This is a genomic window from Terriglobia bacterium (assembly GCA_020072645.1).
Lineage (GTDB): Bacteria > Acidobacteriota > Terriglobia > Terriglobales > Acidobacteriaceae > Angelobacter.
This window is the reverse complement of sequence record JAIQGK010000006.1, coordinates 43,399-68,625: the sequence shown is the minus strand read 5'-3', so window position 1 is coordinate 68,625 and position 25,227 is coordinate 43,399. Positions and strand designations below refer to the sequence as shown.

19 protein-coding genes are annotated in these 25,227 nt (G+C 53.1%); 15 read left to right on the top strand and 4 right to left on the bottom strand.

Going from position 1 to position 25,227, the window contains the following annotated elements:
* Positions 1-101: 101 nt before the first annotated feature.
* Positions 102-896 carry a VTT domain-containing protein gene (locus LAO76_10340; GenBank protein ID MBZ5491318.1) on the bottom strand — a complete coding sequence of 265 codons (795 nt, stop codon included), beginning with the start codon at positions 894-896 and terminating at the stop codon, positions 102-104.
* Positions 897-988: 92 nt separating this feature from the next.
* Between LAO76_10340 and LAO76_10335 the strand changes: the two genes are divergently transcribed.
* A complete protein-coding gene (locus tag LAO76_10335) occupies positions 989-2,125 on the top strand; it encodes a potassium channel family protein (GenBank protein ID MBZ5491317.1) in 1,137 nt (378 codons plus the stop codon).
* A 301-nt stretch (positions 2,126-2,426) separates the two neighbouring features.
* Positions 2,427-4,796: a metallophosphoesterase gene (locus LAO76_10330; protein ID MBZ5491316.1), complete on the top strand. Its 2,370-nt coding sequence runs from the start codon at positions 2,427-2,429 to the stop codon at positions 4,794-4,796.
* Here LAO76_10330 and LAO76_10325 read toward each other — a convergent pair.
* On the bottom strand, positions 4,786-5,451 hold the full coding sequence (locus tag LAO76_10325; GenBank protein MBZ5491315.1) for a class I SAM-dependent methyltransferase: 666 nt from the start codon (positions 5,449-5,451) through the stop codon (positions 4,786-4,788). The two genes, LAO76_10330 and LAO76_10325, sit on opposite strands and share 11 nt — an antisense overlap.
* Before the next feature lie 259 nt (positions 5,452-5,710).
* Here LAO76_10325 and LAO76_10320 point away from each other — a divergent pair, with 259 nt between their 5' ends.
* Entirely contained in the window at positions 5,711-7,651 is a 1,941-nt protein-coding gene (locus LAO76_10320) for an alpha-amylase (protein MBZ5491314.1), read from the top strand.
* A gap of 238 nt (positions 7,652-7,889) precedes the next feature.
* On the opposite strand, the gene LAO76_10315 is transcribed toward LAO76_10320, so the two are convergent.
* Positions 7,890-8,291, bottom strand: a complete 402-nt coding sequence (locus LAO76_10315; protein ID MBZ5491313.1) for a hypothetical protein — start codon at positions 8,289-8,291, stop codon at positions 7,890-7,892.
* 347 nt (positions 8,292-8,638) lie between these two features.
* On the opposite strand from LAO76_10315, the gene LAO76_10310 reads away from it, so the two are divergent.
* Together LAO76_10310 and LAO76_10305 are read left to right on the top strand one after the other, a co-directional pair.
* Positions 8,639-9,232, top strand: a complete 594-nt coding sequence (locus LAO76_10310; GenBank protein MBZ5491312.1) for a hydrolase — start codon at positions 8,639-8,641, stop codon at positions 9,230-9,232.
* A 164-nt stretch (positions 9,233-9,396) separates the two neighbouring features.
* Complete coding sequence (locus LAO76_10305; GenBank protein ID MBZ5491311.1) at positions 9,397-10,935, top strand: radical SAM protein; 1,539 nt, start codon at positions 9,397-9,399, stop codon at positions 10,933-10,935.
* Positions 10,936-10,940: 5 nt separating this feature from the next.
* Here the strand turns inward: LAO76_10305 and LAO76_10300 are convergent, their stop codons facing one another.
* The gene (locus tag LAO76_10300) at positions 10,941-12,089 is read right to left on the bottom strand and encodes an AAA family ATPase (protein ID MBZ5491310.1); all 1,149 of its coding nucleotides are present in this window, start codon (positions 12,087-12,089) and stop codon (positions 10,941-10,943) included.
* Positions 12,090-12,244: 155 nt separating this feature from the next.
* On the opposite strand from LAO76_10300, the gene LAO76_10295 reads away from it, so the two are divergent.
* The 10 genes from LAO76_10295 to clpX all read left to right on the top strand — a co-directional run bounded on the left by LAO76_10295 (position 12,245) and on the right by clpX (position 25,061).
* Positions 12,245-12,889, top strand: a complete 645-nt coding sequence (locus LAO76_10295; protein MBZ5491309.1) for a dienelactone hydrolase family protein — start codon at positions 12,245-12,247, stop codon at positions 12,887-12,889.
* Between the two features lie 190 nt (positions 12,890-13,079).
* Positions 13,080-15,302, top strand: coding sequence for a PAS domain S-box protein (locus LAO76_10290; protein MBZ5491308.1), 2,223 nt, complete (start codon positions 13,080-13,082; stop codon positions 15,300-15,302).
* Positions 15,302-15,652 (top strand): response regulator, encoded by a 351-nt coding sequence (locus LAO76_10285; protein MBZ5491307.1) that lies wholly within the window; start codon positions 15,302-15,304, stop codon positions 15,650-15,652. The genes LAO76_10290 and LAO76_10285 overlap by 1 nt, the downstream gene beginning before the upstream one ends.
* An 858-nt stretch (positions 15,653-16,510) precedes the next feature.
* Positions 16,511-17,329, top strand: a complete 819-nt coding sequence (locus tag LAO76_10280) for a Dam family site-specific DNA-(adenine-N6)-methyltransferase (protein MBZ5491306.1) — start codon at positions 16,511-16,513, stop codon at positions 17,327-17,329.
* A gap of 37 nt (positions 17,330-17,366) precedes the next feature.
* Positions 17,367-18,620, top strand: coding sequence for a metallophosphoesterase (locus LAO76_10275; GenBank protein ID MBZ5491305.1), 1,254 nt, complete (start codon positions 17,367-17,369; stop codon positions 18,618-18,620).
* Positions 18,621-18,628: 8 nt separating this feature from the next.
* A complete protein-coding gene (locus tag LAO76_10270; protein MBZ5491304.1) occupies positions 18,629-20,425 on the top strand; it encodes a hypothetical protein in 1,797 nt (598 codons plus the stop codon).
* A gap of 159 nt (positions 20,426-20,584) precedes the next feature.
* On the top strand, positions 20,585-21,370 hold the full coding sequence (locus LAO76_10265) for a hypothetical protein (GenBank protein MBZ5491303.1): 786 nt from the start codon (positions 20,585-20,587) through the stop codon (positions 21,368-21,370).
* Positions 21,371-21,737: 367 nt separating this feature from the next.
* Positions 21,738-23,087 carry a trigger factor gene (gene tig, locus LAO76_10260; GenBank protein ID MBZ5491302.1) on the top strand — a complete coding sequence of 450 codons (1,350 nt, stop codon included), beginning with the start codon at positions 21,738-21,740 and terminating at the stop codon, positions 23,085-23,087.
* Between the two features lie 48 nt (positions 23,088-23,135).
* Positions 23,136-23,723 carry an ATP-dependent Clp endopeptidase proteolytic subunit ClpP gene (gene clpP, locus LAO76_10255; GenBank protein ID MBZ5491301.1) on the top strand — a complete coding sequence of 196 codons (588 nt, stop codon included), beginning with the start codon at positions 23,136-23,138 and terminating at the stop codon, positions 23,721-23,723.
* Between the two features lie 69 nt (positions 23,724-23,792).
* Positions 23,793-25,061: an ATP-dependent Clp protease ATP-binding subunit ClpX gene (gene clpX, locus LAO76_10250; GenBank protein MBZ5491300.1), complete on the top strand. Its 1,269-nt coding sequence runs from the start codon at positions 23,793-23,795 to the stop codon at positions 25,059-25,061.
* Positions 25,062-25,227: the final 166 nt, after the last annotated feature.

The window sequence follows — 25,227 nt, the reverse complement described above, 5'->3', positions numbered from 1 at the left end:
AGATCCTTCCAGCTGCCAAAGCCGCCCTGCAATGGGCGCACGCGCATGATGCCAAGTTTTTGAAGTTGCTGTGCCACACGGGCACTCGTGGCTTCGTTCGGTCAAGTACAGTAGAGAATGATCTCCTGATTTTTTGGCAGCGTGTCTGCGCGGCTGGTAACTTCAGCGGGCAGCACGCGGATGGCTCCCGGCAGAGTTCGCGGGTCGGCAATTGAATCAAGCGGATGGCGGAGATCGAGGATCACGAATTTCTCGCCCGCATCCAGCATCTGGCGAACCTCTTCCGGCGTGATACGCGACTTATAGAGTTCTTTTAAAAACTGCCGGCGCTGCATGTACTTAATACCAACGTTCAGCGCCAGCACAGCCAGACTTGCTTCAAACAGGATCGGCCCTACAGCAGAGGCTACATGCATGCGCTCCACAGGAAGATATCCGGCGAGCATCAGCACCACAATCCACAGGGCTGACCCGCCCGTGTTGGTAATAAAGAAATGCTGGCGCTCGATGCCGGAAAGTCCGGCGACCGCGGGTACTACGTGGGAAACGCCGGGCAGCCATTTGGAGAAAATCAGCGTCCGGTTGGAGCCTTTTTCAAAAAACACTTTTGAGCGGCGCACGCAGCTATCCGGCTCCAGCGAAATGCGGCAAAGCATGGACAAAACGCGATCGCCTTTTTTCTTGCCAATCTCGTACCATAGCGTGTCGCCAAGAACGCAGGTGGCCAGCGCGATCCAGACGGCAACATCAAAGCGCAGATGGCCGCCCGCAGCCAGCGCTCCTGCGGCCACCAGCACGGGAGAAAACAGCAGCGGTGCGCCCACACGCTCCAGCAGTCCGGACGCCAGCAGCACAAGATAAGGATGGCCAACCACCAGTTGCATGAACGATTTCACTTAGAATGGAGTCCTTTGAGTTTGCCTTGGTTACTAAAAGCTGAGTTCTTTCTGCATTTTAGATACTCTAATGCCTGCGGAGATTCCGGTTCGTGAAAATTTTTGCCGTCATTCTCGGTCTTGTGCTCATCCTCGTGGTCCTGTGGGAGACCTTTGAGACCATCGTGCTGCCGCGCCGCGTCACGCGCCAGTTCCGGCTCACCCGGTTTTTCTATCGCAGCACGTGGCGTCCCTGGACTTGGCTTGCCTCCCTGCGCAGCAACAAAAAGAAGCACGATTCCCTGCTCAGCTATTATGGACCGCTTTCCCTGCTTCTGCTGCTCGCTCTGTGGGCGCTTACGCTCGTTGCGGGATTTGGGCTGCTGCATTATGGCCTTCACGATAAGCTTTCTGGCGCGCTCTTCGCCAGCGATCTCGGCAATGCCATGTACCTGAGCGGCACCACCCTGTTCACCCTCGGCCTCGGCGACGTGTTGCCCGCTTCTGGTTTAGGACGTTTTATTACCGTTCTTGAGGCCGGAATCGGCTTCGGATACTTGGCTCTCGTCATCGGATATTTGCCGGTGCTGTATCAGGCGTTTTCCCGTCGCGAAGTCACCATCTCATTGCTCGATGCGCGTGCCGGCTCGCCACCCACAGCGTATGAACTGCTGCGCCGGCAAAGCGGCGTCCACGGCATGGAAGCGCTTACCGAATTACTGCAAGACTGGGAAATGTGGTCAGCCGATCTGATGGAAAGCCATCTTTCTTATCCTGTGCTGGCGTACTTCCGCTCCCAGCATGACAACCAGTCATGGATCGCTTCGCTCACCGCCATTCTCGACGTTTGCTCTCTGGCCATGGTCGGCCTTGAAGGCATGTGCCAGTACCAAGCGCGGATGACTTTCGCCATTGCTCGGCATGCGCTCGTCGATCTGAGCCAGGTCTTCAGCGCTCCCCCGGCAAAAGAAGAAAAAATCAACCGCCTTCCCGCGGAAGCCCTGGATGAACTCCGCAAGCGACTGCACGCCGAAGGTTTTGTTCTGGCCGATGGCGACCACGCGATGGAAGAGCTGCGCCGCCTGCGCCGCCTGTATGAGCCTTATGCTCTTTCCCTTGCTAATTATTTGCGGCTTGATCTGCCGCCCTGGATCAAGGGCGTCGTCGCCAAAGACAACTGGCAGACCACGGCATGGCAGTTGAGCCAGACAAAACAGGAGGCAATTCCGGCGCACGATGAGCATACGTGAAGAGCAGAAGGCGGCTCAGTTGCAGGTTTTTCTTAATAGCCGTGGTTCGACGAGACTCGGAAAGGCCCAACAGACTACAGCACTACCTGAAAGGTGCCTTCGCAGGCATAACCGCGCAGCTTGCCTGTAAAGAACTGGAACCGTTGTGGTAAGTCTTGAGTCATTCGTCGATGCGCGGTCGCTGGCTGCGCTTTCGATTGTGGGCAGTTCTATTGAAGTGTCGGTGCCTTAATTGGCAAAGTGCTTTTTGCTTGCAACATCGAGCACCGTAGGATAGAACGTTGGCCGGACAGGTATAAACATGCGAAAACTGTTTGTTATCATGCCCTTCGGAATACACTCTGACGTGTCGGACCCAGACCGATCGCCAATCGATTTTGATGCTGTCTATGAAACGGTAATCAAACCGGCTGGTCTCGCCGCAGATTTTTCTGTTCTCCGCATTGACGAGGTGGCAACCCCCGGAAGGATCAGCGACCAGTATCTGCAAGAACTGTTCACGGCGGATGTCGTAGTTGCCGACGTATCTCTTCCAAACCCGAACGTTTTCTACGAGCTTGGAATTCGTCAAGCCATGGGGACAGGTCCGACTGTTTTGATAGCCGACAGACCACATAACTTGCCATTTGACATTCGGGAGCAACGAGTTCTCTTCTACAACCTCACGGCACCAACGAAGTTGCTACGGGTTCGCGCGGATCTCTCCAGAGTACTCCGAGAAGCAACTGAGAGCACTGGCAAGAATCCGATTCAACGATTTCTTTATTCAATCGGGGCCTCTACAAATCCTGCGGAGGACAAGGCAGCGTTTGACCAAGATTTCCGTGGCCGGATCGAGCGAGCGCGAAATGCGAATCAACTCATCGCTGTTTGGAGTTGGGCTCAACAATATAAATCTCTGCCAGCATTCACGCTCACATTCCTTGCAAACCGCTTAGCCGACGAAAAAGAGTGGGCGATAGCGAAAGACGTGATCCGGCACGCACTCAAAGTAAGGCCTACGGATTTTGAGCTGCATCGTTACCACGGGTGGTATTTGCGGAATCTTGGCGAAGCCTATTATGCGGAAGCCGAGGCAGCGTTTCGGGAAGCGCTACGGCTTAACGCGTCAGACCCGGAAACCATCGGAATGCTTGCAGGCCTTCTTAAGCGGCAAGGAAGATTTGCCGAGGCTTCCGAACTGTACCGGCAAGGCGCGTTGCTAGCACCGGCTAACCATTACATGAAAATAAATGGCGCTGCGATGGAACTTCTGGCTAATCCGCAGTCGCCAAAAGGGGCAGACTCTTTGTACCGCTCCATGCTCCAAGAATTGTTGACTGTAGCACCAGATGAAAGAGATGCGTGGACTGAAGTCTTGTGCGCTGAGGCATACTTTGTACTCGGAGACGATGAGGCGTCACGCCGCCACTTTGAGGCTGCAGCGCGAACCGCCGGTTCACCTACGGTTTTGCGATCTCCTGCCGATCAGATTGAGCTATTCGGTGCACACGGTTTCAGAACTGAGTCCGCTAAACAGCTTTCTTCGTGGGTTCGGTCGCTCATCAAAGAGTCGCTTGTTCCGCCGCTACCCCCTCAAGTCAATCCAACAGCGAAAACGTCAGTGTCACCTTCCAGTCCTGTAATCATTCATCTGACAGACGTGCATTTTGGATCGAAGCCAGGTATGGATGGTAAGCCAATAAGAATGCACCGGTTTTTTGATGGAGACGATTCCCAGACCCTCGAAGACCATCTGCTGCGTGAGTTCAAATCCACAAAACGTCATTTCTTCCTGGATGGCCGACCTGCCGTCCTCGTCGTCTCGGGTGACTTCACATATACCGCCACATCGGGTGAGTTTACGGAAGCTCTGCAATTCTTGGAAAAATTGTGTTCCGGGTTGTCGATATCGAAAGATCGAGTGATAGTGTGTCCTGGCAATCACGACGTAAATTGGGCCCATTCAAAAATAGACAAGACACATCGCTTCGATCAGTACATCTCTTTTTTGGCCAAGTTCTATGGGGATACGTTCAGAACCCGCTATCCCTTAATAAAATGGGACCTTACTGTCGATGGCGCACGCCCGCGAGCTACAGATTTGCTTTCTCTTCAAGTTTTACCCAAAGATCACCTCCTCATCTTGTCACTTAACTCTTGCGTCTATGAGACCGAGGAACACCATTACGGTTATGTCAGCGGGCGGCAACTACGAAACTTCGAGGAACTACTGGAACGAGAAGACATCGATAACAACTTAGTGCGCATTGCGGTTGTGCATCACCACCTCCATCCATTCCCGGAACCCGTGAAGCTTGAAGTATCGGGGGAACACTGGCAAGATCAATCTACGATTCGCGATTCCGCCTTGGTAGAAAAATACCTTGAGAAGCATGGATTTGACATTGTCCTCCACGGTCATAAGCACAAGCCTCAGCTTAGAGAAACCCTCGTTAGGGATCCAAGTTTCTCTATGGCCACCCGTCCTTTAATTGTTCTAGGAGGAGGCAGTTGTGGCGTCGAGTCTCGCGAACTGGAACACAATGTTCCAAATCAATACGAAGTACTCGAATTAGTTAATGTGCCAAGAGTCCGGGGAGCTGATTTTTTACGAGTGGAGTGGCGAACCCTTGATGTAGCCCCTGGAGCAGATTGGGCCACTTCGCACATGTGGACTCTCACGGGCTAGGATTCTGCTGCCGGCGGAAGGTTTTTTTGCCAATCCCGCAAATCCATCCTTTGTTAGGTTCCTCAATGATCTGAACGTCTGAGTAACCGGCATTTGTGAAGAGTTCGCGATGTTCATTCGCGGTCAGCAGTTTCATACCTGACAATAGAGCGTATTTCTCGGCAAGCTTTGCCGTCACGGTGTTCGCTCCTTTGTAGACTTCCGCGATAATGATGAGCGCGCCACCGGTCTTCAGAACTCTTAAAACTTCGCGCATGTCAGACACCAAGTCAGGCCACCAGAAGTGCGTTTCCACCGCCGTTACCACATTGAACACGTCCGCTGAAAAGGGCAATTGAGAAACAGACGCTTCCCGAATCTCGACACGGCCTGAATCGATCCACTGTTTATTTATTCTGCTGGCAAAGGCGACGCTCTCTTTGGAAAAATCGACTCCATAGACCTTTCCCTGAGATGCGATGGCGGCTAACTTATTTACCGTTCTGCCTCCACCGCAGCCCACGTCGAGTATGGTTGAGTGCTTGTCGATCGAAATGTGAGACAAGCCCCAGTCCGTTACTTTGGAGTGCCGAGAATTCATGTTCCACAAGACGAATCTGCCCAGCAATCCTGCCGGCCTTTGACACTGATTCCCCCGTGTTCTTCTGCTGGCCATGGTGGTCTCCTCTAGACTATCTACGTTGCGTGAACGGATTGGTTACCGGGAAAAATTTGTCGGTCCTGGATCTTTTCGATCAATGCATAGATTCCTTGGACCGTACGTTGTCGCGTTTGCCACGCATTATCATTGACTAAGCCCGCCAGTATCAATCGGTATCTGATCGGCAGTAGAATTGCTCCTGGAGGTGTCACCACAATCATTAACCACGGCGCAAAGTCCGTATACCATTGGCCGCTTATGTAAGGAGTTTGAAATGTCGTTAGCAGTATCAGCACCCGTTCTGCGGCGGGACGAAGCAGCACCCGCCAACGCTCCCCAGCTACTACCCCTTAGCAAACTTGGACCTCGTGAAGTTTCCCCCGGAATGATGACATTTGGCATGTTTCTGCCATGGGTCTCCGCCGCCGACGGCTACCGAGTGGTCCTGAAAATCCTGCATGAGAATGATCAGTTCCTTCAGGACATAAGATCAAAAGAGTTTACGCTCAGTCATTCTCTCGATCCTGATTACGGAGATTTCTGGTCAACTCCCTCCCCGATCTCCATTGATCCATCCGGAAGAACGCATTTTCAGTCATCCTGGGGCAACAAGGGAACCTACGTTTATCGCTACCAGATCTTCCGCGGTAACGATCCCAATCCCATCGATTGGATCATTGATCCCTACGCTCGTGAGTTTGGAGTGGGCAAGATGTCCGCCTTTACTCTTGGATATGAGGACTATGTCTGGAGCGCGGATGAAGCCAAATGGAAAACGCCCAAGCTCAATGACCTGGTGGTCTATGAACTGATGATCAACGAGTTTGGAGGCAGCATTGATGGAGCTATTTCACATCTGCGCTACCTCGCGGACCTGGGCGTCAACTGCATTGAGGTCATGCCTGTGGCCAACGTCGCGGAGACGGTGCAATGGGGATACATGCCGATCGGCTACTTCGGCGTGGATGATCGCTTCGGTAACCGGAAAGATTTCCAGAAACTGGTAGACGTCGCGCACCAGAACGGAATCGCCGTGATCCTGGATTCAGTCTATGGCCACACCGGAGACGATTTCCCATACAAGTATCTTTATGACCAGCTCAAGTTTCGTGAGAACCCGTTCATGGGCCCTTTCGCCAAGGACATGTTCGGCGCCAGCACGGATTTCAATCGCAAGATCACGCAGGATTTCTTCTTCACAGTGAACAACCACTGGCTGGATGTCTACCACGCCGATGGCTTCCGCTATGACTGTGTGCCCAACTACTGGGACGGCCCAATGGGAAACGGTTACGCCGCTCTGACCTACTTCACATATCAAAGCGCTAAAGCAAAGCTCGCGGCGGGCCCAGGTTACTGGCAGCGATTCGCCAATAATGATTCCATCAACCTCATCCAGTGTGCCGAGCAGTTGGATGCGCCGGTAGAGGTACTGAATCAGTCATACAGCACTTGCACATGGCAGGACGGGACCTTTGGCGCCGCCAGCGATCTGGCGAAGGGCTCCGTAGCCAATCCGCCAAACTGGGACAACATCACAAGACTGGGCATGGCGTGGGGCCTGCAGGGATTTCCCACAAGTGTGACCGTGAACGGCGACACGATTCCGAAGACGGCCTTCCAGCACATTGAGAACCATGATCACTCACGATTCATCTGTAACTTTGGCCTTGACCCGAACCACGGTGATGACCTGTTTGCTGAGGGAAATCGCGAACTGTGGTACAAGCTCCAGCCCTACATTATTGGGCAGGCGGCGTGCAAAGGCATACCTCTGCTCTGGCAGGGACAGGAGTTTGGAGAAGACCACAAAATTCCCACGGACGGCGTTGGCCGCGTGCTGCTCTTCCGCCCCGTTCGCTGGGACTACTTCTATGACGATCACGGCCAGTCGTTGATCAGGCTGTTCCGCAAGGTGCTGGCGCTACGCAACAAGAGCGAGCACTTCCGGTCAGGCGACCATTTTTTCTATAACGATTGGGACAAGTATCAGTCGAAAGGGCTCATGCTGTTTTCCCGCTCCAATGGAGACAGCTTTAGCCTGATCGCGCTGAATTTCTCTGACCAGTACCAGAACGTGCCTTTCTGGTTCCCCAAAGACGGAAATTATGTGGAAGAACTGCATGGCCAGGACAACAAAAACAACGTGAAGGCAGGTACGGAGCAAACGTTGGTTTTGCCCAGCAATTACGGGCGAATCTGGACATTATCCTGATCAAGAGAACGATCCATTGATCTTTATCTCTGACCGGCGAGGGGCTGCCGCAAGCAGCTCCGCCGGTTTTTTTACGCGACTTTATTTCTGCGGCTGCGCTGCTCACCGCGGCCCGAGCAGGCTTCTTCTTAGGGGCAAAGAAAGCGTCAATCTGTTCACGAACGGCCACAGGGCGTTCAAGATAGGTGAAATGTCCGCAGCCAAGCCCAGGCGAATGGGATTTTTGGTCAATGCTCCCCTAGCCCTTGATGTCTTGTTCGAAATCCTTCAACAGCATCACTTTGAATGACGCGTCCGACTTGGGGTCGCCTGGATTCTGAAGCCAGCCGGTGATGCAACTGTCGTGCGCGCAATCACAATTTTTGCCCTCAAGATTGCATCCGCTCCAGTGCCCTTTGTGAACCGGACACATCCTTTCACGAAGTGTCTCACCACCGTAGATAAGCCGGTCAAGCAGGCAGCTCTTGCCGATGGCCAGCCTGATGAAGGCCCAATGTTCCCTGAACTCTTTGCGCCAGTTCCGGCGAAGGTTGTAGTCGCTTTCCAACTCCTGCTGACAAACTTGCGCCCAGGTGTCCATCGCGCGGCAGAATTGGTCGATGCGAATGTATCCTTGTTTCCTCAGTTCCTGTTCGTCCATGAGTTCCACCTCTAGTGAATGATCTGTTTCGGTTTCGGAATCTACCGGGCATCCTTCTGTACTAGCGCGAGCGCGCATTGCTCAGCCATATACTGCCAAATTATAGGAACTTTCCGCTGCTGACTATTAATAAAAAAGCCACAAAAAGCTTCCTTTAAACTTCGCCCGACACAAATTCTTTAAGTCGTTGATGGTTAACAGTTGCCCAGAACACGCATATATGTCCGGTGAACACTTCTGCCGATCCTTGGGCTCTCGGGGTGATTAGTCGGCCGCATGGAAACTGACTCCTGGCGCCCGAAAGAAGGTCACGGCAAATCCGAGGGCAATCGATATACAATTTCTCCATGGTCACCGCTCCCATCGATACCGCTCCATACTCTGAGGCTGCGCGGCGCATGCTGCGGCCGGAAGATTGCGCGCTTGCCGTCATCGACATTCAGGAAAAGCTGCTGCCGCCCATCTTTGAAAAAGAACGGTTGGTTCGCAACGCGCAATTGCTCGTCCGTCTGGCGGACATCCTGTCTCTGCCCATCGTGGTGAGTACGCAGTATGAAAAAGGTTTGGGCAAGACCGTGGACGAGATCAGTTCGCTGCTGCCCGACATGAGGCCTGTCGACAAGCTCGAGTTCGGCTGCTTTGGCAATGGCGAATACTGCTCGCAAGTGGGCAAGCTGGGGAACCGCACCACGCTGCTACTGTGCGGCATGGAATCGCACATTTGCGTCACTCAGACCGCGATTGGGGCCTTAAACCAGGGCTTGAACGTTCATGTCGCAGCAGACGCGGTGAGTTCTCGCACTGAATTGAACTGGAAGCTGGGCCTGAACCGCATGCAGGCCGCCGGCGCGGTGCTGTCGTCGACAGAGATGATGATCTACGAATTGCTGGGCAAGTCCGGCACTCCCGCATTTAAAGAGATGCTGAAGCACTTAAAGTAAGGCTTTCAGTGCGCCGGATGGAACCCCTTCATTTCGGGCTGTTGGCTCGGAACATCCAACCCCTGCCACTCGCTCGATATCGAACATAAGTACGTCTTTAAACAGCTATACTCAAGTTTGCATATCTACCAGGATCGACAACATGATTTTCGAGATGAGGCGCAATGAGAGTGCATTTAGTGAATCCGAGCGATACTTCGTTCGGAACAGCAGTGATTACCCCCCGCTGGCTGTACGTCCTGGCAGCAGCTACCCCATCTTCTTACGGTGACCCGGTCATTTGCGACGAAACACTGGATCGGCTTGATCCTCTCACCATCGCCCCCGGCGACGTGGTTGGCATTGGCGTTCACACAGGAAACGCCTTGCGTGGCTATGAACTGGGGCGCATAGCCCGTGAGCGCGGCGCTACTGTTATCTTCGGGGGCATCCATCCCACGCTTTACTCAGAAGAGCCCTTTGAAAGAGGGGGCGCTCACGCGGTGGTAAAAGGCGATGGTGATCAGGCCTGGCCAAACGCTTTGAGGGACTCCGACAACGACGCTCTTAAAAAGATTTATGAAGGCGGAAGGGTCGGAGCCGAACAGTTCAAATCTGCCCGCTGGGACCTGCTGCCGCAGGGCCGTTACATGTGGGCCTCCGTGCAAACGGTGCGCGGCTGCCCCAAACATTGCTCCTTCTGCTCCGTCTGGCGCACGGATGGGCAAAAGCCCCGGCAGCGCGCCTCTGACACAGTGATTCAGGAAATCGTGGAGCTGCGCCGGCTGGGCTACCGTTACATCGCACTGGCCGATGACAATTTTTATCCGGTATCGCTTACGGATATCCGCCTGGCAGAACGGCAGAACAACCAACATCGTGTAGCTGAGCTCAAGGCAATCCGCAGTGAGCGGTTTGAGTTGATGTCACGGCTGGCCCAGCTACCCCAAGACATGGTCTTTTTTACTCAGATCACCATGGAAGCCGCCGAAGATCCGCAGTTTCTTGACGCGATGCACGCCGCCCATATCAAAGGCGCTCTGGTGGGCGTGGAGGCTGTGACTCCGGAAGGCCTTAAAGACGTGTACAAAGATTTTAACTTCTCCGGAGAAGAGTTGGTCCGACGGCTGCAAGAGTTCAAGAACCACAACATACATATTCTCGGCTCGTTCATTTTTGGACTTCCCTCTGACCGGCAGATCACATTTGAAGCCACTCTGAATCTGGCGCAACGTGCAGGCGTGACTTTTGCGCAATTTGTCATGCTCACGCCTTTTCCCGGAACGGTGGACTTTGAGAAATGGGAAAAAACGCAGCCAGACAGCGCGCGTGTGCTGGACATCCCTCTCAGCCGGTTCTGGCTAATTCCCTCCCAATTTCGCCCGAAAATGTTCATGGAGCATCCAGTGATGAGCTGCGATGAAATCCGCACGCGGACACAGGGCGTATGGGACAGGTTTTACAGCTTCCAATCCATCTGGAAGAGGTCCAGCTGTACGCCTAACTTCAAATCACGGCTGGCGTTCGTTTTTGTTTCCAAGCTGTACCGGCAGATGTATGCGGGAACGGGCATCTCAACGGACAGTGCGCGGCGCAACAGGTCAAGCTTCTGTGCCCGATTGCTAGCAAAACCTTGTCGCAGGCTTTTCAGTTCCAGGCCCATGCCGGAGTTACAGGTTCCACCGGCTGCGGTGTCACTGCCAAAAGTTGAGGCAATAGCGTAAGAGGCCTATCCCGCCTCTTCTTCACTCTCTTCGAGAGTCCTCTGGCCCATCACGCGCGTTTCTCCGCCGACTAGCTCCAGCCTGATGGGCGCTTCCCCGGAAAATTTTTCCACCAACTCCGCCAGCCTCTGCGAATGCGTGACCACCCAGAGCTGCGAATATTTCGCCGCGTTGACCAATTGCTTCGCTAACGGCTCCAGCAAGTCAGGATGCAAGCTCGTCTCCGGCTCGTTCAACGCCAGCAATGACGGCGGATGTGGACTTAACAGCGCGGCAAGCAGGCACAGATAACGCAGCGTGCCGTCAGAAAGTTCGCGCGCGCGCAACGGACGCCGCAGTCCCGGCATGCGCAGCAGCACGGCAAACATTCCATTGTCTTCATCGTGTTCGATCTCAAGTGATGCGCCGGGAAATGCCTGCCGGATTGCCTCATGCAAATCCTGCGACTGCCCAACTTCATTGATGGTCTGGAGCGCCGCAGCGAGATCGCGTCCGTCATGCGCCAGCACTGGCGTGCGCACGCCCACCTGAGGATGTCGCAGAGGAGATTCCGCGTCCGTGCGGAAGTGATGATAGAAGCGCCATCGGCTCATCTCCGTGCGCAGTGAAGAGAGTTCAGGATAAAGATGCGGCTCGCGCAGTTGCGAAAGCACTGACTCGGTAGGCAGCAGTTCTCCGGAATAGTCAGCCAGCCGCTCATCGTTATCCAGGATCCATGCGCCCTTGGGCGAGCGCTCAAAGAACGTGACTTTGAGTCCATGAGGCGCATCCATCCATACGCGCTCTTCCTTAACTTCCGGATCGAGTGAAAATGCCGACTTCTCTCCCGAACTCTGCTTGGGCAAGCCGCAGATCAGTTCGTAAGAAAACGTGTCTGTCTTGATGCCCAGAGACATGCGCACGCCTTCCATGCGGATAGTCCCCATAGAGCGGCTCTTGCGCGCACCGGCCCACAAGACCGAAGCCATGCCGCCTTCTTCAGCAATCACCTGGGCAAAGCCTCCCGCGGCCGCCTTGGCCAGCAGAAAAACGGAGTTATAAAGGTTGGTCTTGCCGGTAGCGTTGGCGCCGGTCAACACGTTGATCTGGCTCAGGTGCAGGCGCAGACTGCGTACAGAGCGGTATCCGGTTACATGAATTTCACGTATGGCCACGGATGCATATTAAATGAAATTCGCAAGCTGCAACCACATCAAATCCATTGGCAACACATTTAAGATCACTGCTATCGCCCTGCTTCGATCAAAGCATCTTCTCAGCTATTCTGAAATTGAAGCGCATCTAATTTAATGAAGGCTGATTTAACGGCATGGCCACATTCACCAGTGACGGCAAGCCAATCCGCATTGATCACTATCCGCCTAGCCGCGACGGCAGTAGTCCGGCAGTGATTCTCATTCATGGCTCTGGCGGGCCGCTGCATGGCCTTGATCCTTTTGCCAGCCAGGCAGCGATGTTCGGCGTGCACGTATTTGTGCTGCACTATTTTGAGCGCACCGGCCATAACTGGGTCGCGCCCAGCCAGATTGAGTCGCACTTTCTTGAGTGGCTTGAAACTGTTAAAGACGCCGTCAGCTTTGCTACCAGTCAAACCGGCGTAGACGCAAACAAAATCGGTCTGCTGGGCTTTTCACTGGGGGCGTTTCTCTCACTGGCACTGGCCACGCAGGACTCCCGGATCGCCGCCGTGGCAGAACTATTTGGCGGTCTGCCGGAGCCATTCACAAAGAATGCCGGCAATCTTCCGCCGGTGCTAATTCTCCACGGAGCCCAGGACACCACCGTGCCGATTGATCGCGCACATGAACTTGAGCGCATTCTGCAGCAGCATAAAATTCCCTATCAGATTAAAATCTATCCTGACCAGGGACATGTGTTCCGGGGCCTGGCACAACTGGACGCCATGGGGCGCGTAGCGCAATTCTTCAGGGACTACCTTCTTAAAGCTGCATAAAGCCATAATTCGGATAGTTTGGGATGCCTGAACAGCCCAATTCCCGTTTTCTGCATCTAACTATTCTGATCTCTTTGGAGAATCTATTCTGGATCGCTCGTCAGCGTCGGCTGTTCCCAGCCCAAAAAGCCACCGTGAGGAAGAGGCGCCGAACTTTGCACCTTCCAGCACCCCGGACGCTGCAACCGCTATGGAACGCACCATAAACCCGCAACTTGTAGGGACGTGGGAGTGGAACCCCGCGGATGAAACCAGCCATCTTTCCCCTGAACTTTATCGTATCTTCGGCACGGATGCCGCCGATCCTGCCCATGTACAGAAGTGGGCTTCGCGCGTCTATCCCGCCGACTGGCGAAAAGTGCAGCAAGGCATGAAAGAGGGCGCGGAAACGGGAAACATGGAATTTGAGTACCGCTATCAGAATCCTGAGACAGGATTACGGTGGCTGTACTGCAAAGGCGCGACGCTGCGCGATGGCTCGCGAATGTTTGGCGTGGTCATTGACGTCACGTCGGCCAAGCTGGCGGAGGACGCATCGCGGCGGAGCGAAGAACACTACCGTGCGATTGTTGAGACAACGCCGGAATGCGTGAAAGTTGTTGACCGCAACGGCACACTGCTGCACATGAACTCCGCTGGATTAAATATGGTGGGCGCGGAGAGCGCTGACGCCATCATAGGCAAGAACGTTTACAACCTGATAGCTCCTGGAGACCGGGAACGGTTTCGTGAGTTCAATGAAAGAATCTGCCGGGGCGAAAAAGGCTCGCTTGAATTTGACCTTGTGGGAATTCACGGTGTGCGGCGGCGCATGCAAACACACGCCGCTCCGCTCAAGAATGCCGACGGAAGCATCGTGCAGCTTGCCGTAGCGCGTGACATCACAAAGCGCGATGAAGCTGAGAAAGCACAGCGCCGTCTGGCGGCGATCATTGAATCTTCTGAGGACGCAATTGCCAGCAAGGACCTGAACGGAATCATCACCAGCTGGAACCGAAGCGCGGAGCGGCTGTTTGGATACACTGCGCAAGAAATCGTTGGCCAGCCTGTAACGCTGATCATCCCTCCTGAACTGCATGGTGACGAGCCCACGATCCTGGGAAAGATCAGGGCCGGTGAGCGCATTGAACATTTTCAGACCGTGCGCGTGCACAAGAACGGACAGCTGATCCATGTGTCCCTGACAGTTTCGCCCGTAAAGGACGACAAGGGAAAAATCGTCGGCGCGGCCAAGATTGTCCGGGACATTACACGGCACAAAAAGCTTGAAGAAGCCGCGCTTCGTCTGGCCGCAATCGTTGAATCTTCTGACGATGCTATTGCCAGCAAGGACCTGAACGGAATTATTACCAGCTGGAACCGCAGCGCTGAAAAATTGTTCGGTTACAAGGCTGAAGAAATTGTCGGAAAGCCGGTCACCACGATCATTCCTCCGGAATTGCATCACGACGAAATCATGATCCTGAGCAAAATACGCCGCGGTGAAAAAATCGACCACTTTGAGACCATACGTCTGCACAAGAACGGCGAGAGAATTGAAGTATCGCTGACTATCTCGCCCATAAAGGACGATAACGGGAACGTGGTTGGCGCCGCTAAGATCATTCGCAATATCACAGAGACCAATAAGATCGAGCGCGCGCTCCGGACCACGGAAAAACTTGCTGCCGCCGGACGTATGGCCGCAACCGTTGCCCATGAAATCAATAACCCCCTTGAAGCCGTAACGAACCTGGTTTACCTGGCTAAACGTGACCTCTCTAAGAGCGACCGCGTTGCGGGATACCTGGAGCTGGCCAGCCGCGAGCTTGATCGCGTGGCCCATATCACGCGCCAGACGCTTGGGTTTTATCGCGACACTTCTTCACCCGTAAAGCTCAACGTTACTGAAACGCTCGACGATCTGCTGCTGCTCTATGAAAAACGGTTTGAATCGCGGCACATCACGGTCATCAAGCAATATGACAAGGACCTTGAGATCACGGCGCTCGCCGGAGAAATCCGGCAGGCATTTTCAAACCTGATCACCAACGCCATCGATGCCATGCCTGAAGGCGGAAAGCTCGTCCTGCGCGTCTCAAAATCACATGCGTGGAGCGGCTCGCACCTTCACGGAGTTCGCATCACCGTTCTCGATACCGGCAGCGGCATCGAACCAAGGCACAGAAAAAACATCTTCCAGCCATTTTTCACCACAAAAGCGGACGTCGGCACCGGCCTTGGCTTGTGGATCACGCGCGGCATTGTTGAGAAGCATCGTGGCGGCATCCAGATGAAAAGCAGAACAGGAGAACAAAGCCACGGTACAACGTTCTCAATTTTTCTGCCCAGGGAATACGCGGCCGGCAACCCGGACACAAGCTCCACGGAAGGCCAACGCAACACGCTGATTTCCGCCGGAGGCCCCGCCTAGTGAAGATCATCGTCGTGGATGACGAGCCAATCATCGCAGATACTCTGGTCAACATTCTGGAAGGCGAAGGACACGACGCGCTGGCGGTTTCGCATGGAGAGTCGGCGGTCAAGTGGGCCAAGATGGTCCTGCCGGACGCCGTGATCAGCGACGTAATCATGCCCGGCATGGACGGAATTGAGACCGCCAAAGCCATCATGCAATTGCTCCCCAACTGCCGCATCATTCTCTTCTCCGGACAGGCAGCCAGCGTTGATCTGCTGGCCAAAGCCCGTGCTGAAGGCTATGTGTTTGAAGTGCTGCCCAAACCCATCAACCCTGAAAAGCTGCTGGAAAAACTGAAGAACTAGCTTGGCCCTCTGCTTCGCTCCCCTTCTTCTAACCTTCCCGATGTTGGCTGTTCTCCGTGTCTCAGCGTCTCCGTGGTAGGTTTTTGCCTTTCCGATCACGGCGATTTTTGGCAATCATGGCGATTCTTGGCAATCTGTGGCACAGGCACTCTTGCCTGTGTCCGATTTTTTGCTGTTCTCCGCGCCTCTGCGCCTCCGCGGTGATGTTTTGCCTTTCCGATCACGGCGATGTCGTGCGATTTCGGCGATCACATGAAGCCGCGCGGCGCAACTTCGCCGCGCCTCAAACTGTCATCCTGAAAGAGCGGCCGCTTTTGCCGCGAATGAAGGATCTAAATTGGCGAAGCCCACTTTGCAGCCCTCTGCTTATGTACCCTCAGCCAGACACCCACCCCCCATAGGCGTTTTGTTGAAAACAAACGTCAAAGTGCAATTCGACCGAGCGGTGACCGAGCGGTCGAAGCCCTTTTTCTGTTGTTTTTGCCAGTCTAGTCGGTGTCATTTTGCTGGTCTTTTTGCCCTTGTAACCCTCTGCCTGCTGTCCGGTCGGCAGTGGGTCGCAGTTCTGAGGTTGCTTCGGCTGATTGCTGAGTGCTGACTGCGTGTTTTCAAAGAGCCTCTTGAAGACCTCGCGCCCTGAGGCGTTACCGAAGTATAGAGGTTTGTAAGACACGAATCAATTACGAATCAGGACATGCCCATTAACAGAGACGTCCTTTGAAAAATATTGCATCTTCAAAGCGCTAGCACTTCTAAGTCTTCCGCGATTATTGCAGAAAAACAATATTTTGATGTTAGGATGGGCCAAACTGTTCAGTTAACGAGAAGGGCAGCGATCGGAGGCTGCGCGCCACCATAATGAAAGTTTCGAGCCCCGGACCATTTCTCAGGTGGGCCGGAAGTAAAAGAAAGCTATTCCCAAAGTTGGTACCATATTGGGATGCCGGATACACAAGATATGTTGAACCCTTTATGGGTTCGGCTAGCCTGTTTTTCTCTCTCCGTCCTGAAAACGCTCTGTTGAGTGACATTAATCCCGACCTAGTTTCCACTTTCACTACTGTAAAGAATTGTCCCGCTGCACTATCTGCCGCCGTTAATGCCTTGCGAAAAGGTAGCGCGAGCTATTACAGAATCCGCAAAGCAGAAACCAAGGGCATGGACGAAATTCAAAAGGCGGCAAGATTCATATTCTTAAACCGTTTCTGCTTTAATGGGCTTTATAGAACGAATGCGATGGGACGTTTTAACGTCCCATTTTCCTCCGCTGGAACGGGGAATCTCCCAACCCTCGAAGAGCTTTTGCTAGCATCAGATCTGCTTAAACGTGCCACCATTTTGTGTGATGATTTCGCTGTCGCAATCAACCAGGTTCGCCGAGGGGATTTCGTTTATCTGGATCCCCCCTACGCCGTAACAAATCGGCGCGTTTTCAGACAATATGGCCCGAGTTCCTTCGGAATCAGCGATCTAATCCGCCTCTCGCAAGGCCTAAACGCCATTGACGCCTGCGGAGCTGCTTTTGTGTTGAGTTATGCACATTGCTCTGAGGCTCTGCAATATTTGAAGGGATGGAATGTTCGCAAGGTCATGACGCAGAGAAATATATCTGGCTTTGCAAAGCACCGCCGCAAGGCGGCAGAGTTGATAGTTACTAACATTAACACGGCGGAATAAGATCCTCTTTTGTACTAAGAACAAGAGCTTTTCCGCTATGACTTCTGGCTTTCTGGAGCAAGATTTGTTTCCAATTACTCTAGCCGTAATGAGTGATCTGCATGTTGGGATAGGCGCTCGATCGAAAGACCTGTGCCCAGATCACATCGCCACGAATGCAGTTGAAAGTGGATATAAGGGAGCTTTCTTAGAATTTTTGAGGAAGCGCTCAATTCGGGCGGACTATCTAGTTCTGCCGGGTGACGTCAGCCATTTAGCTCAACCCGCAGAGTTTGAACTCGCATCAAAATTCGTTCTCGAAGTCGTGAAGCGCCTACAAGTGGGAAAGGAAAACATCATTTTCGTTCCAGGGAATCACGATGTGGATTGGACCGTTTTGAAAAGCCCAGATCCAACGGGCTTTCGGCGCCGGCAACGCTATGCTCCTTTGGAATCAAAAGACTGGATCTTTAGGAAGATCATGAAAAGAGCCAGTCATGGTGTGCTCTCTCCTCCGCACTTCTGCGTTTGGCGCTTTAAAAATGTTTTTGCAGTTGGCTATAACTCGTCGTGGGAAGATGACCCTACTGTGGCGATCCATCATGGCGGCATCAGTGACAAACATTTGGCGGAACTCGATCAGCATCTGGCATCAGATCCTCCCGACCCCTTACAGGTCAAGATTTTTCTTGTTCACCACCATCCGCTACAATACAGCGATCCCATCGAGGCAAATCCTGATTTCAGCATAATGACAAATGCAGGGCGACTACTTGATCTGCTCCGTCGTCATAATTTTGATCTGCTAATTCACGGACACAAGCACCTGCCAAATTTTGAAACTCACATCGTCAGCTCCAGCTCTCCACTGGCAGTGCTATGTTCTGGTAGCTTTTCCGTGCAGCTAGATACGCGATGGGCGGGGTCCGTGAGCAACCAGTTTCACCTCATCCATATCGATGGCCGGGACGCAGATATTGGTAGCATTTTCGGAAGGGTTGAAAGCTGGACGTACGTGTGCGGGCCCGGATGGGTACCAAGCAAGAAACCACATCACGGCATCAGACACAACGAGTTGTTCGGAGCATATCTTCTCCCCGCAAACCTCAAGAGAATCATGCGTTCGGTTCTCGAGGTCAAGCTCAAAGAAAAAGACTACGTGGAATGGTCAGAGGTGATAGAGGCGGCACCCAATCTAAAGTATCTCCCCGACGAGCGGGCTGTGCAGGTTGTAGATAGCCTTGCAATGGAGCTTAAGTTCAAGCGGAGGGGGGAATCGGTAGACGAAATGATTCTCCTCGTCAAGAAATGAAGGCGCCAATGACGAATAAGAAACGGCAGAACTTATTTGAGATCGACAATGCTCGCAATCTCACCCGTGAAGAACTAGTTGCAACATTTCTTCCAACCAAAGCCTTTTGGCGGCTACTTTCGGCAAAACACCATATCGTCTTAGGATCTCGAGGGTCAGGCAAGACTGCGTTGGCTAAAATGCTTTCTCATGACCACTTGTCGAAGCTCAATGTAAAAGGGGCGCGAGAAATAATCCACGAGAAGACATTCATCGGAGTGTATGTACCTACGGAGCTTGAGTGGGTTTCCGGTTTAAAAAACAAGCCATGGTTGACAGAGCGAGAGAAAGAAGAGTTTTTTCAATGGCGTCTAAACCTCTCTACTTGTTTAGCACTCTTAGCAACCCTCAAGAGCTGCCTGGAAATCTACTTTCCCGACAAAGGGCGCAGGGCATCTCTTGAGGCTGAACTGGCGACCGAAATAGCAACCGCTTGGTCAGGGCAGGCTTTAACGCTAGATACGCTGCGGGGAGTCGAAAGGTTCTTGCAGCAGACAGAACATGCGAAGCAACTTCAGTTAGCCCGAACGCGCGCCCATGGGAAACTTTCTGACGGTGAAATGCCAGTGGGAATTCCGTTCATGACCGATCTATTTGGGCCACTCAGGAGGGGGCTTACTCTTGCGTCCGAGGCATTACGCTTGCCCGACCACAGTTGTTGGTTTCTTTGCATTGACGAAGCAGAATTTCTTGAGGAGATGCACCATAGGATATTGAACTCACACTTGCGTGCGTTCTCTAAGAACCTCTGCTTCAAGATTACGACCATGCCCTACCATCACTATACTCTGGCAACGAATACAAATGTTCCACTCGATGTTGGTCACGATTTTGAGTATGTATACATTGATCAAGACCCGGTGATTTGGGCTGGAGCTAGAGGGACGGAAGGTAAGCGATTTGCGGATACCATTTTCGAAAAACGTGCTGAAATTTCGGGGTTTAAGGGAAAGGGCCTCACCTTGGGAGCGTTACTTGGGCATTCAATTTTGCTGGAGCCCAAGTTCGGAGAATGGAGCCCCCAATCATCTAACATGCAACTATTACGAAAATATGCAAATGCAGAGACTCAGTCGCGAGCCGAAAGGTTATGCAACTCCCCAGCCGACTTTATGGACCAAATAGGAAGAAAGATTATTCCGGCATTGCTCCTTAGGGATGCTGTAGAAAACCAAAAAGGTCGCGGTGAACTTGAAGTTTATTCTGGTGAAATGATGCTTATTCGGTGTGGAGACGCAAATCCGCGCCGCCTAATCCGAATTTTCAACAAATTTCGCCTCGAAACGCGTTGGAAGCGGGGATGGCCTAGGCGGCGAGTGACGACTATAAGACCAAGAGAGCAGACCAGAATTCTTAAGGCGTTTTCAGCCAGCACGCTGAACCCGGTAGAGAGTGAAGAAGTCGTGGGACCGGCTCTTTATCGCTTGTTACAGCAAATTGGTTCGTATATGCATTACGCTCTCCACGATATACCTCTTTCAAGCGATCAGACCTCATCCATTACTGTCGATCTCCGTACTTCGGAATACGCGCCACTTATCCGAAAGGCAGTTGCGTTGGGCTTGCTGTTTCCAAACATCAATGCCAGAAACCCAGATCAGATGCCGGAAGGTGAGAGCAAGTTTCACCTTGCATATGTCCTCGCGCCGCACTTTGACATACTCCCTCGCCGCGGAAAAGCCGTTAGCCTGTCAACTGTAGTCAGGGAGCACCAAGATACTCCGCGGGGACGCGGTCAACAGGAAACGCTCAACTTGTTCAAGTAGGGAGTTCGAAAGATGATCCTATATCGCGTCTGCGACTTACAAACAGACGAAGTCTTGCGGTGTGACTACGATTTAGTGCTATTTTCAAGTGGCTACGAAGAACGATGTACTCATATACCGAGGGCCCTCGAGAAAGTCCGCGCCAAGAAGGTTGTGGTTTTGGGCTTTAAAGAAGTCGAACAAGACCCGCAACGGCAAAAGAATGACGAATATTTCTCGGAGAGATGGGGAAAACCACGTTTGATACGAGCTGATGACGATGGAATCGTCTATTCGCTGCTCCGTGAAGAAATTAACCCTCTCGGTTCGAACACCCGAATATTGATTGATTACTCATCAATGTCAAGACTGTGGTACACAGCAGTGCTGAATTGGGTGCGCTTTTTTCCTGGGCCCGGGAGCATAGACGTGGATCTACTTTATGCTGTCGGTCATCACAAGGCTGAAGCACCTCCTGTGGTCATTAAAGAAATTCTCAGCCTACCGGGCTGCGAAGGGTTGCCCCTTCCACTTTCGAAATCGGTTGCGGTATTCGGTCTCGGCTTCGAAGGGTCCGCCGCTCTCTGCGTTTTGGATCGTCTCGAACCAGATGTGTTGCTCTGTTACCTCGCAGATCCTGCTGCTTTTCCGGATTATCCAGATCGAACTCGTAATGCGAATAAGGAAGTTATAGCTTTAGCTGACGCATGCCTGAAGCTTCCTCTTTTTAGTGTAGAGCGCTGTTTTGGAAATCTGGCTGAACTGGTTTCTTGGCATAAATCTGAAGCGAAAACGAATATTACTCTTGTGCCAATGGGGCCCAAACCCCATGTCTTAGCGGCACTTTTGGTTGCGATGCGCTTCGAAGAGGTCAGCTGCCTACGGGTTGGCTACTTACGACATAAACCTGAGCAAGTGGGCACAACAGGCGACATCGTAACAACAAGGGTAGAGTTCAAGGCCTAGCTGAAATTGGTCATCTTTAAACTCTGCAGCCGTGAAACCTCCCTTTTGATCTTTTCCTCACGGTCAGGTCATCGGCAGCCCCTCCCCCATTTGACCCCTACCGCAACGTCTCATAAACTGATTGTTTGGGGTACGTGCCGGAAATCCCCCATTTTTTCGTGTCTTTACAGCATCAGCAGCACGTCGGCACCGATAAGGAAATCACTTGGATAACGCAGCAGAACGCAACGCACTCGAGAATCCTGAGAACCCTTCCTCCGGGCAGCAGCCGGAAACGGCCCAAACCACTGGAGCGCAGGCAGTTGAAGGCCAGCATGAGCACGATCACGGCGAGCCCGGCCACACGCATCCTCAAGGGCCTCCGCCTATGGATCCGGCCTGCAAGCGCGAAATCGAGGTAGAAATCCCCGCCGATGTGGTGGCCAAGCACCAGGAGACGCTGGTGCAGCAGTATTCCAAGCAGGCCCGCATCCCAGGCTTCCGCAAGGGCAAAGTCCCGGCCAGCATGGTGCGGAACCGCTTTTCCAGTGAAATCACCAGTGACGTGGTGGAGCACCTGGTGCCGCAATATTTCCGTGAAGCCGTGGTCAAGGGCGGGTTCCGGCCTGTCTCTCAACCTCATATATATGGACTGGAATTTACGCCGGGCGAGCCCATCAAATTCAAGGCCGCGTTTGAGGTGCTGCCGGAATTTGAACTGGGCGACTACAAAGCCATCAAGGTTGAAAAGCCGGACGTGACTGTGACCGACGAACAGATTGATCACGAGATAAAGCTGTTGCAGGAAAAGCAGGCCAGCTTTGATCCCGTTGACGAAGAGTGTGGCGCGGAAAATGGCGAGTTCGTTCAGGTGTCATTCGAGGCGCGCCCTAAAAATCTTGCCGACGACGAACCCGAGGCCGAGGCTACTGAAAGCAAAGACGCTGAAGCAAAAGACGCAGCCGTCGAAAGCCCCGACCAGAAAGAAGCTCCCGCCCAGCCCGTGCAGATGGAAGAAGTTCTTGTCGAAATCGGCGGAGCCAATACCATCCCGGAATTTACCAAGAATCTGGCGGGCGCCAAGGCCGGTGAAGAGCGCAGCTTTGAAGTGTCTTACCCAGAAGATTTTTATGACAAGCGTCTAGCCGGAATGGTTTTTGATTACAAGGTAAAGGTTAACGCCATCAAGAAGAAAGCGCTGCCGGAGCTGAACGACGATTTTGCCAAAGAACTCAGCCCTGATTTCCAGAACCTTGGCGACCTGAAACAGCGCTTCAGGGAAAACATGGAAGCCGAGCTGAAGCACAAGACTGAGCATGAAGCCAAAGACAAGTTGATTGAAGAGCTTCTTGCGAAGCATGACTTCCCTGTTCCACGGTCGATGGTGGAGCACCAGATTGATCTTCGCCTGGAGCGCGGATTGCGGGCGCTGGCGGCGCAGGGCATGAAGACGGAAGATATGCGTCGCATGGACTTTGGCCGGCTGCGCGCCGGACAGGAAGAATTCGCCACTAAAGAAGTGAAATCAAGCGTGCTGCTGGCCAAGATCGCCATCAAGGAAAATATCCAGGTGAGCGATGAAGAGCTGAATAACGAAATCGAGGCCATGGCGGCGCAGATGCAGCAGCCGGTCGAGGAAGTAAGGAAGCGTCTATCGGAAGATAATGCCGTGGAACGCTTACGTGACCGCATGCGAAGCGAAAAAGCGTTAAACTTGCTGTATTCGAACTCAAATTAGTTTTTGCCGGGCAAGCCCGGTTTTGTGACGGAAGGATAAAGCAATCTTATGGCACTCGTACCGATGGTAGTAGAGCAGACCAGCCGCGGAGAACGCGCTTATGACATTTATTCGCGGCTGCTGCGCGACAACATCATTTTTATTGGCACGCCGATTGATGACACGATCGCCAACCTGGTGATCGCCCAACTGCTGTTTCTTGAGGCGGAAGACCCGGAAAAGGACATCCAGCTTTACATCAACTCCCCCGGCGGATCGATCACAGCCGGAATGGCGATTTATGACACCATGCAGTTCGTCCGTCCGGATGTGATGACGATTTGCTGCGGGCAGGCGGCCAGCATGGCGGCCTTGTTACTTTGTGCCGGTGCCGCGGGTAAGCGTTTCGCCCTACCCACTTCTAGGATTCTTATTCATCAACCCTTGATGTCTGGCCTTAGCGGCCAGGCCACGGATATTGATATACATGCTAGAGAGATTCTGCGGATGCGCGAAATCACTAGCCAGCTCATTGCCAAGCACTCCGGCCAGAAGCTGGAAAAAGTGGAAAAAGACGTTGAGCGTGACTTTATAATGAATGCACAGCAATCCAAAGAATACGGAATCATTGACGACATTATTTATAAGCATAAGTGATGTCAAAGTAGTGAGGTCAGATGGGCCGCTGGCCAGATACAAGGCCCGACTGAACCAAGGAGCAAGTTTGTGAAACCGAGGACGCCCGAAGAAACTCTTCGTTGCTCGTTCTGCCATAAATCGCAGGACGCCGTTGCCAAGCTCATCTCGTCACCCAGCGACTATCCCCGGGCTTACATCTGTGATGAGTGCGTTGCCGTCTGCAACTCCATTCTGGAAGATGACCGCACGGAATCGCACGCCGCAGCCGCTCCCAACCATCTGCCTAAGCCGCAAGAGGTCAAAACGTTCCTCGATGAATACGTCATCGGGCAGGAACAGACCAAGAAAAAGCTTTCCGTCGCCGTTTACAACCACTACAAGCGGATCCACATGAACCGCACCAAGTCCGGCGAAGTGGAACTGACCAAGTCCAACATCATGCTGATCGGCCCCACTGGCACCGGCAAAACGCTGCTGGCCCAGACTTTGGCCCGCATGCTCGATGTGCCTTTTGCCATCGTGGACGCCACCACGCTCACTGAAGCTGGTTATGTGGGTGAGGACGTAGAAAATATTGTTTTGAAACTGTTGCAGGCCGCTGATGGCGATGTAGGCCGCGCGCAGACCGGCATCATCTATATCGACGAAATCGACAAGATCGGGCGCAAGGATGAAAATCCTTCCATCACGCGCGACGTAAGCGGTGAAGGCGTGCAGCAGGCGCTGCTCAAGATCCTTGAAGGCACCGTGGCCAACGTTCCTCCGCAAGGCGGACGCAAGCATCCGCACCAGGAATTTACCCCGGTCGACACCACCAACATTCTCTTTATCTGCGGCGGAGCGTTCGTTGGGCTGGAAAAAATCGTGGCCCGGCGCATCGGCAAAAAGTCCATGGGCTTCCGCACCAGTGAGCAGAAAGAAAAAGAGTTTACTGAAGCCAGCAAGCGTGACACTGAATTGCTGCAAAAAGCTGAGCCACAGGACCTCGTCCGCTTTGGCCTGATTCCAGAATTCGTCGGCCGCCTGCCTGTCGTCGGCATCTTGAATGATCTCGACGAAGCCGCGCTGATTGAAATCCTTACCCGCCCGCGCAACGCCATTGTGAAGCAGTACCAGCGCATGTTTGAGTTTGAGAACGTGAAACTCAAATTCTCTGACGGATCGCTCGCCGCCATCGCACGTGAAGCCATGGCGCGCAAAGTTGGCGCTCGCGGGCTGCGCATGATCCTGGAAGAGTTGATGCTTGACCTGATGTATCACCTGCCCAGCCAGAAACGCGTGAAAGAATTTGAAGTTACAAAAGAAATGGTGGAGCGCCGCGACGTTTCTCTGCCGGCTATGGAAAAAGCCGGCTAGCCTACCTGATCCTTTTTCGTACACCGCCTGCCCTTCGGCAGGCGGTTTTGTTTGTTGCAGCCGCCACGATGAGAGCAACGCCAGACAACAGGCACTCTGTTGCCGTAACAGAAGGTCGCAGAATTGAATTTCAATTCGGGAATCCAGCTCGCAATGCAATCTGCGG

Excerpts from the sequence above, each read along its gene's own strand:
- LAO76_10330 (MBZ5491316.1), top strand. The coding sequence starts at position 2,427 with ATGCGAAAACTGTTTGTTATCATGCCCTTCGGAATACACTCTGACGTG.
- LAO76_10325 (MBZ5491315.1), bottom strand. The coding sequence starts at position 5,451 with ATGGCCAGCAGAAGAACACGGGGGAATCAGTGTCAAAGGCCGGCAGGA.
- LAO76_10320 (MBZ5491314.1), top strand. The coding sequence starts at position 5,711 with ATGTCGTTAGCAGTATCAGCACCCGTTCTGCGGCGGGACGAAGCAGCA.
- LAO76_10315 (MBZ5491313.1), bottom strand. The coding sequence starts at position 8,291 with ATGGACGAACAGGAACTGAGGAAACAAGGATACATTCGCATCGACCAA.
- LAO76_10310 (MBZ5491312.1), top strand. The coding sequence starts at position 8,639 with ATGGTCACCGCTCCCATCGATACCGCTCCATACTCTGAGGCTGCGCGG.
- LAO76_10305 (MBZ5491311.1), top strand. The coding sequence starts at position 9,397 with ATGAGAGTGCATTTAGTGAATCCGAGCGATACTTCGTTCGGAACAGCA.
- LAO76_10295 (MBZ5491309.1), top strand. The coding sequence starts at position 12,245 with ATGGCCACATTCACCAGTGACGGCAAGCCAATCCGCATTGATCACTAT.
- LAO76_10290 (MBZ5491308.1), top strand. The coding sequence starts at position 13,080 with ATGGAACGCACCATAAACCCGCAACTTGTAGGGACGTGGGAGTGGAAC.
- LAO76_10280 (MBZ5491306.1), top strand. The coding sequence starts at position 16,511 with ATGAAAGTTTCGAGCCCCGGACCATTTCTCAGGTGGGCCGGAAGTAAA.
- LAO76_10275 (MBZ5491305.1), top strand. The coding sequence starts at position 17,367 with ATGACTTCTGGCTTTCTGGAGCAAGATTTGTTTCCAATTACTCTAGCC.
- LAO76_10270 (MBZ5491304.1), top strand. The coding sequence starts at position 18,629 with ATGACGAATAAGAAACGGCAGAACTTATTTGAGATCGACAATGCTCGC.
- tig (MBZ5491302.1), top strand. The coding sequence starts at position 21,738 with ATGGATCCGGCCTGCAAGCGCGAAATCGAGGTAGAAATCCCCGCCGAT.
- clpP (MBZ5491301.1), top strand. The coding sequence starts at position 23,136 with ATGGCACTCGTACCGATGGTAGTAGAGCAGACCAGCCGCGGAGAACGC.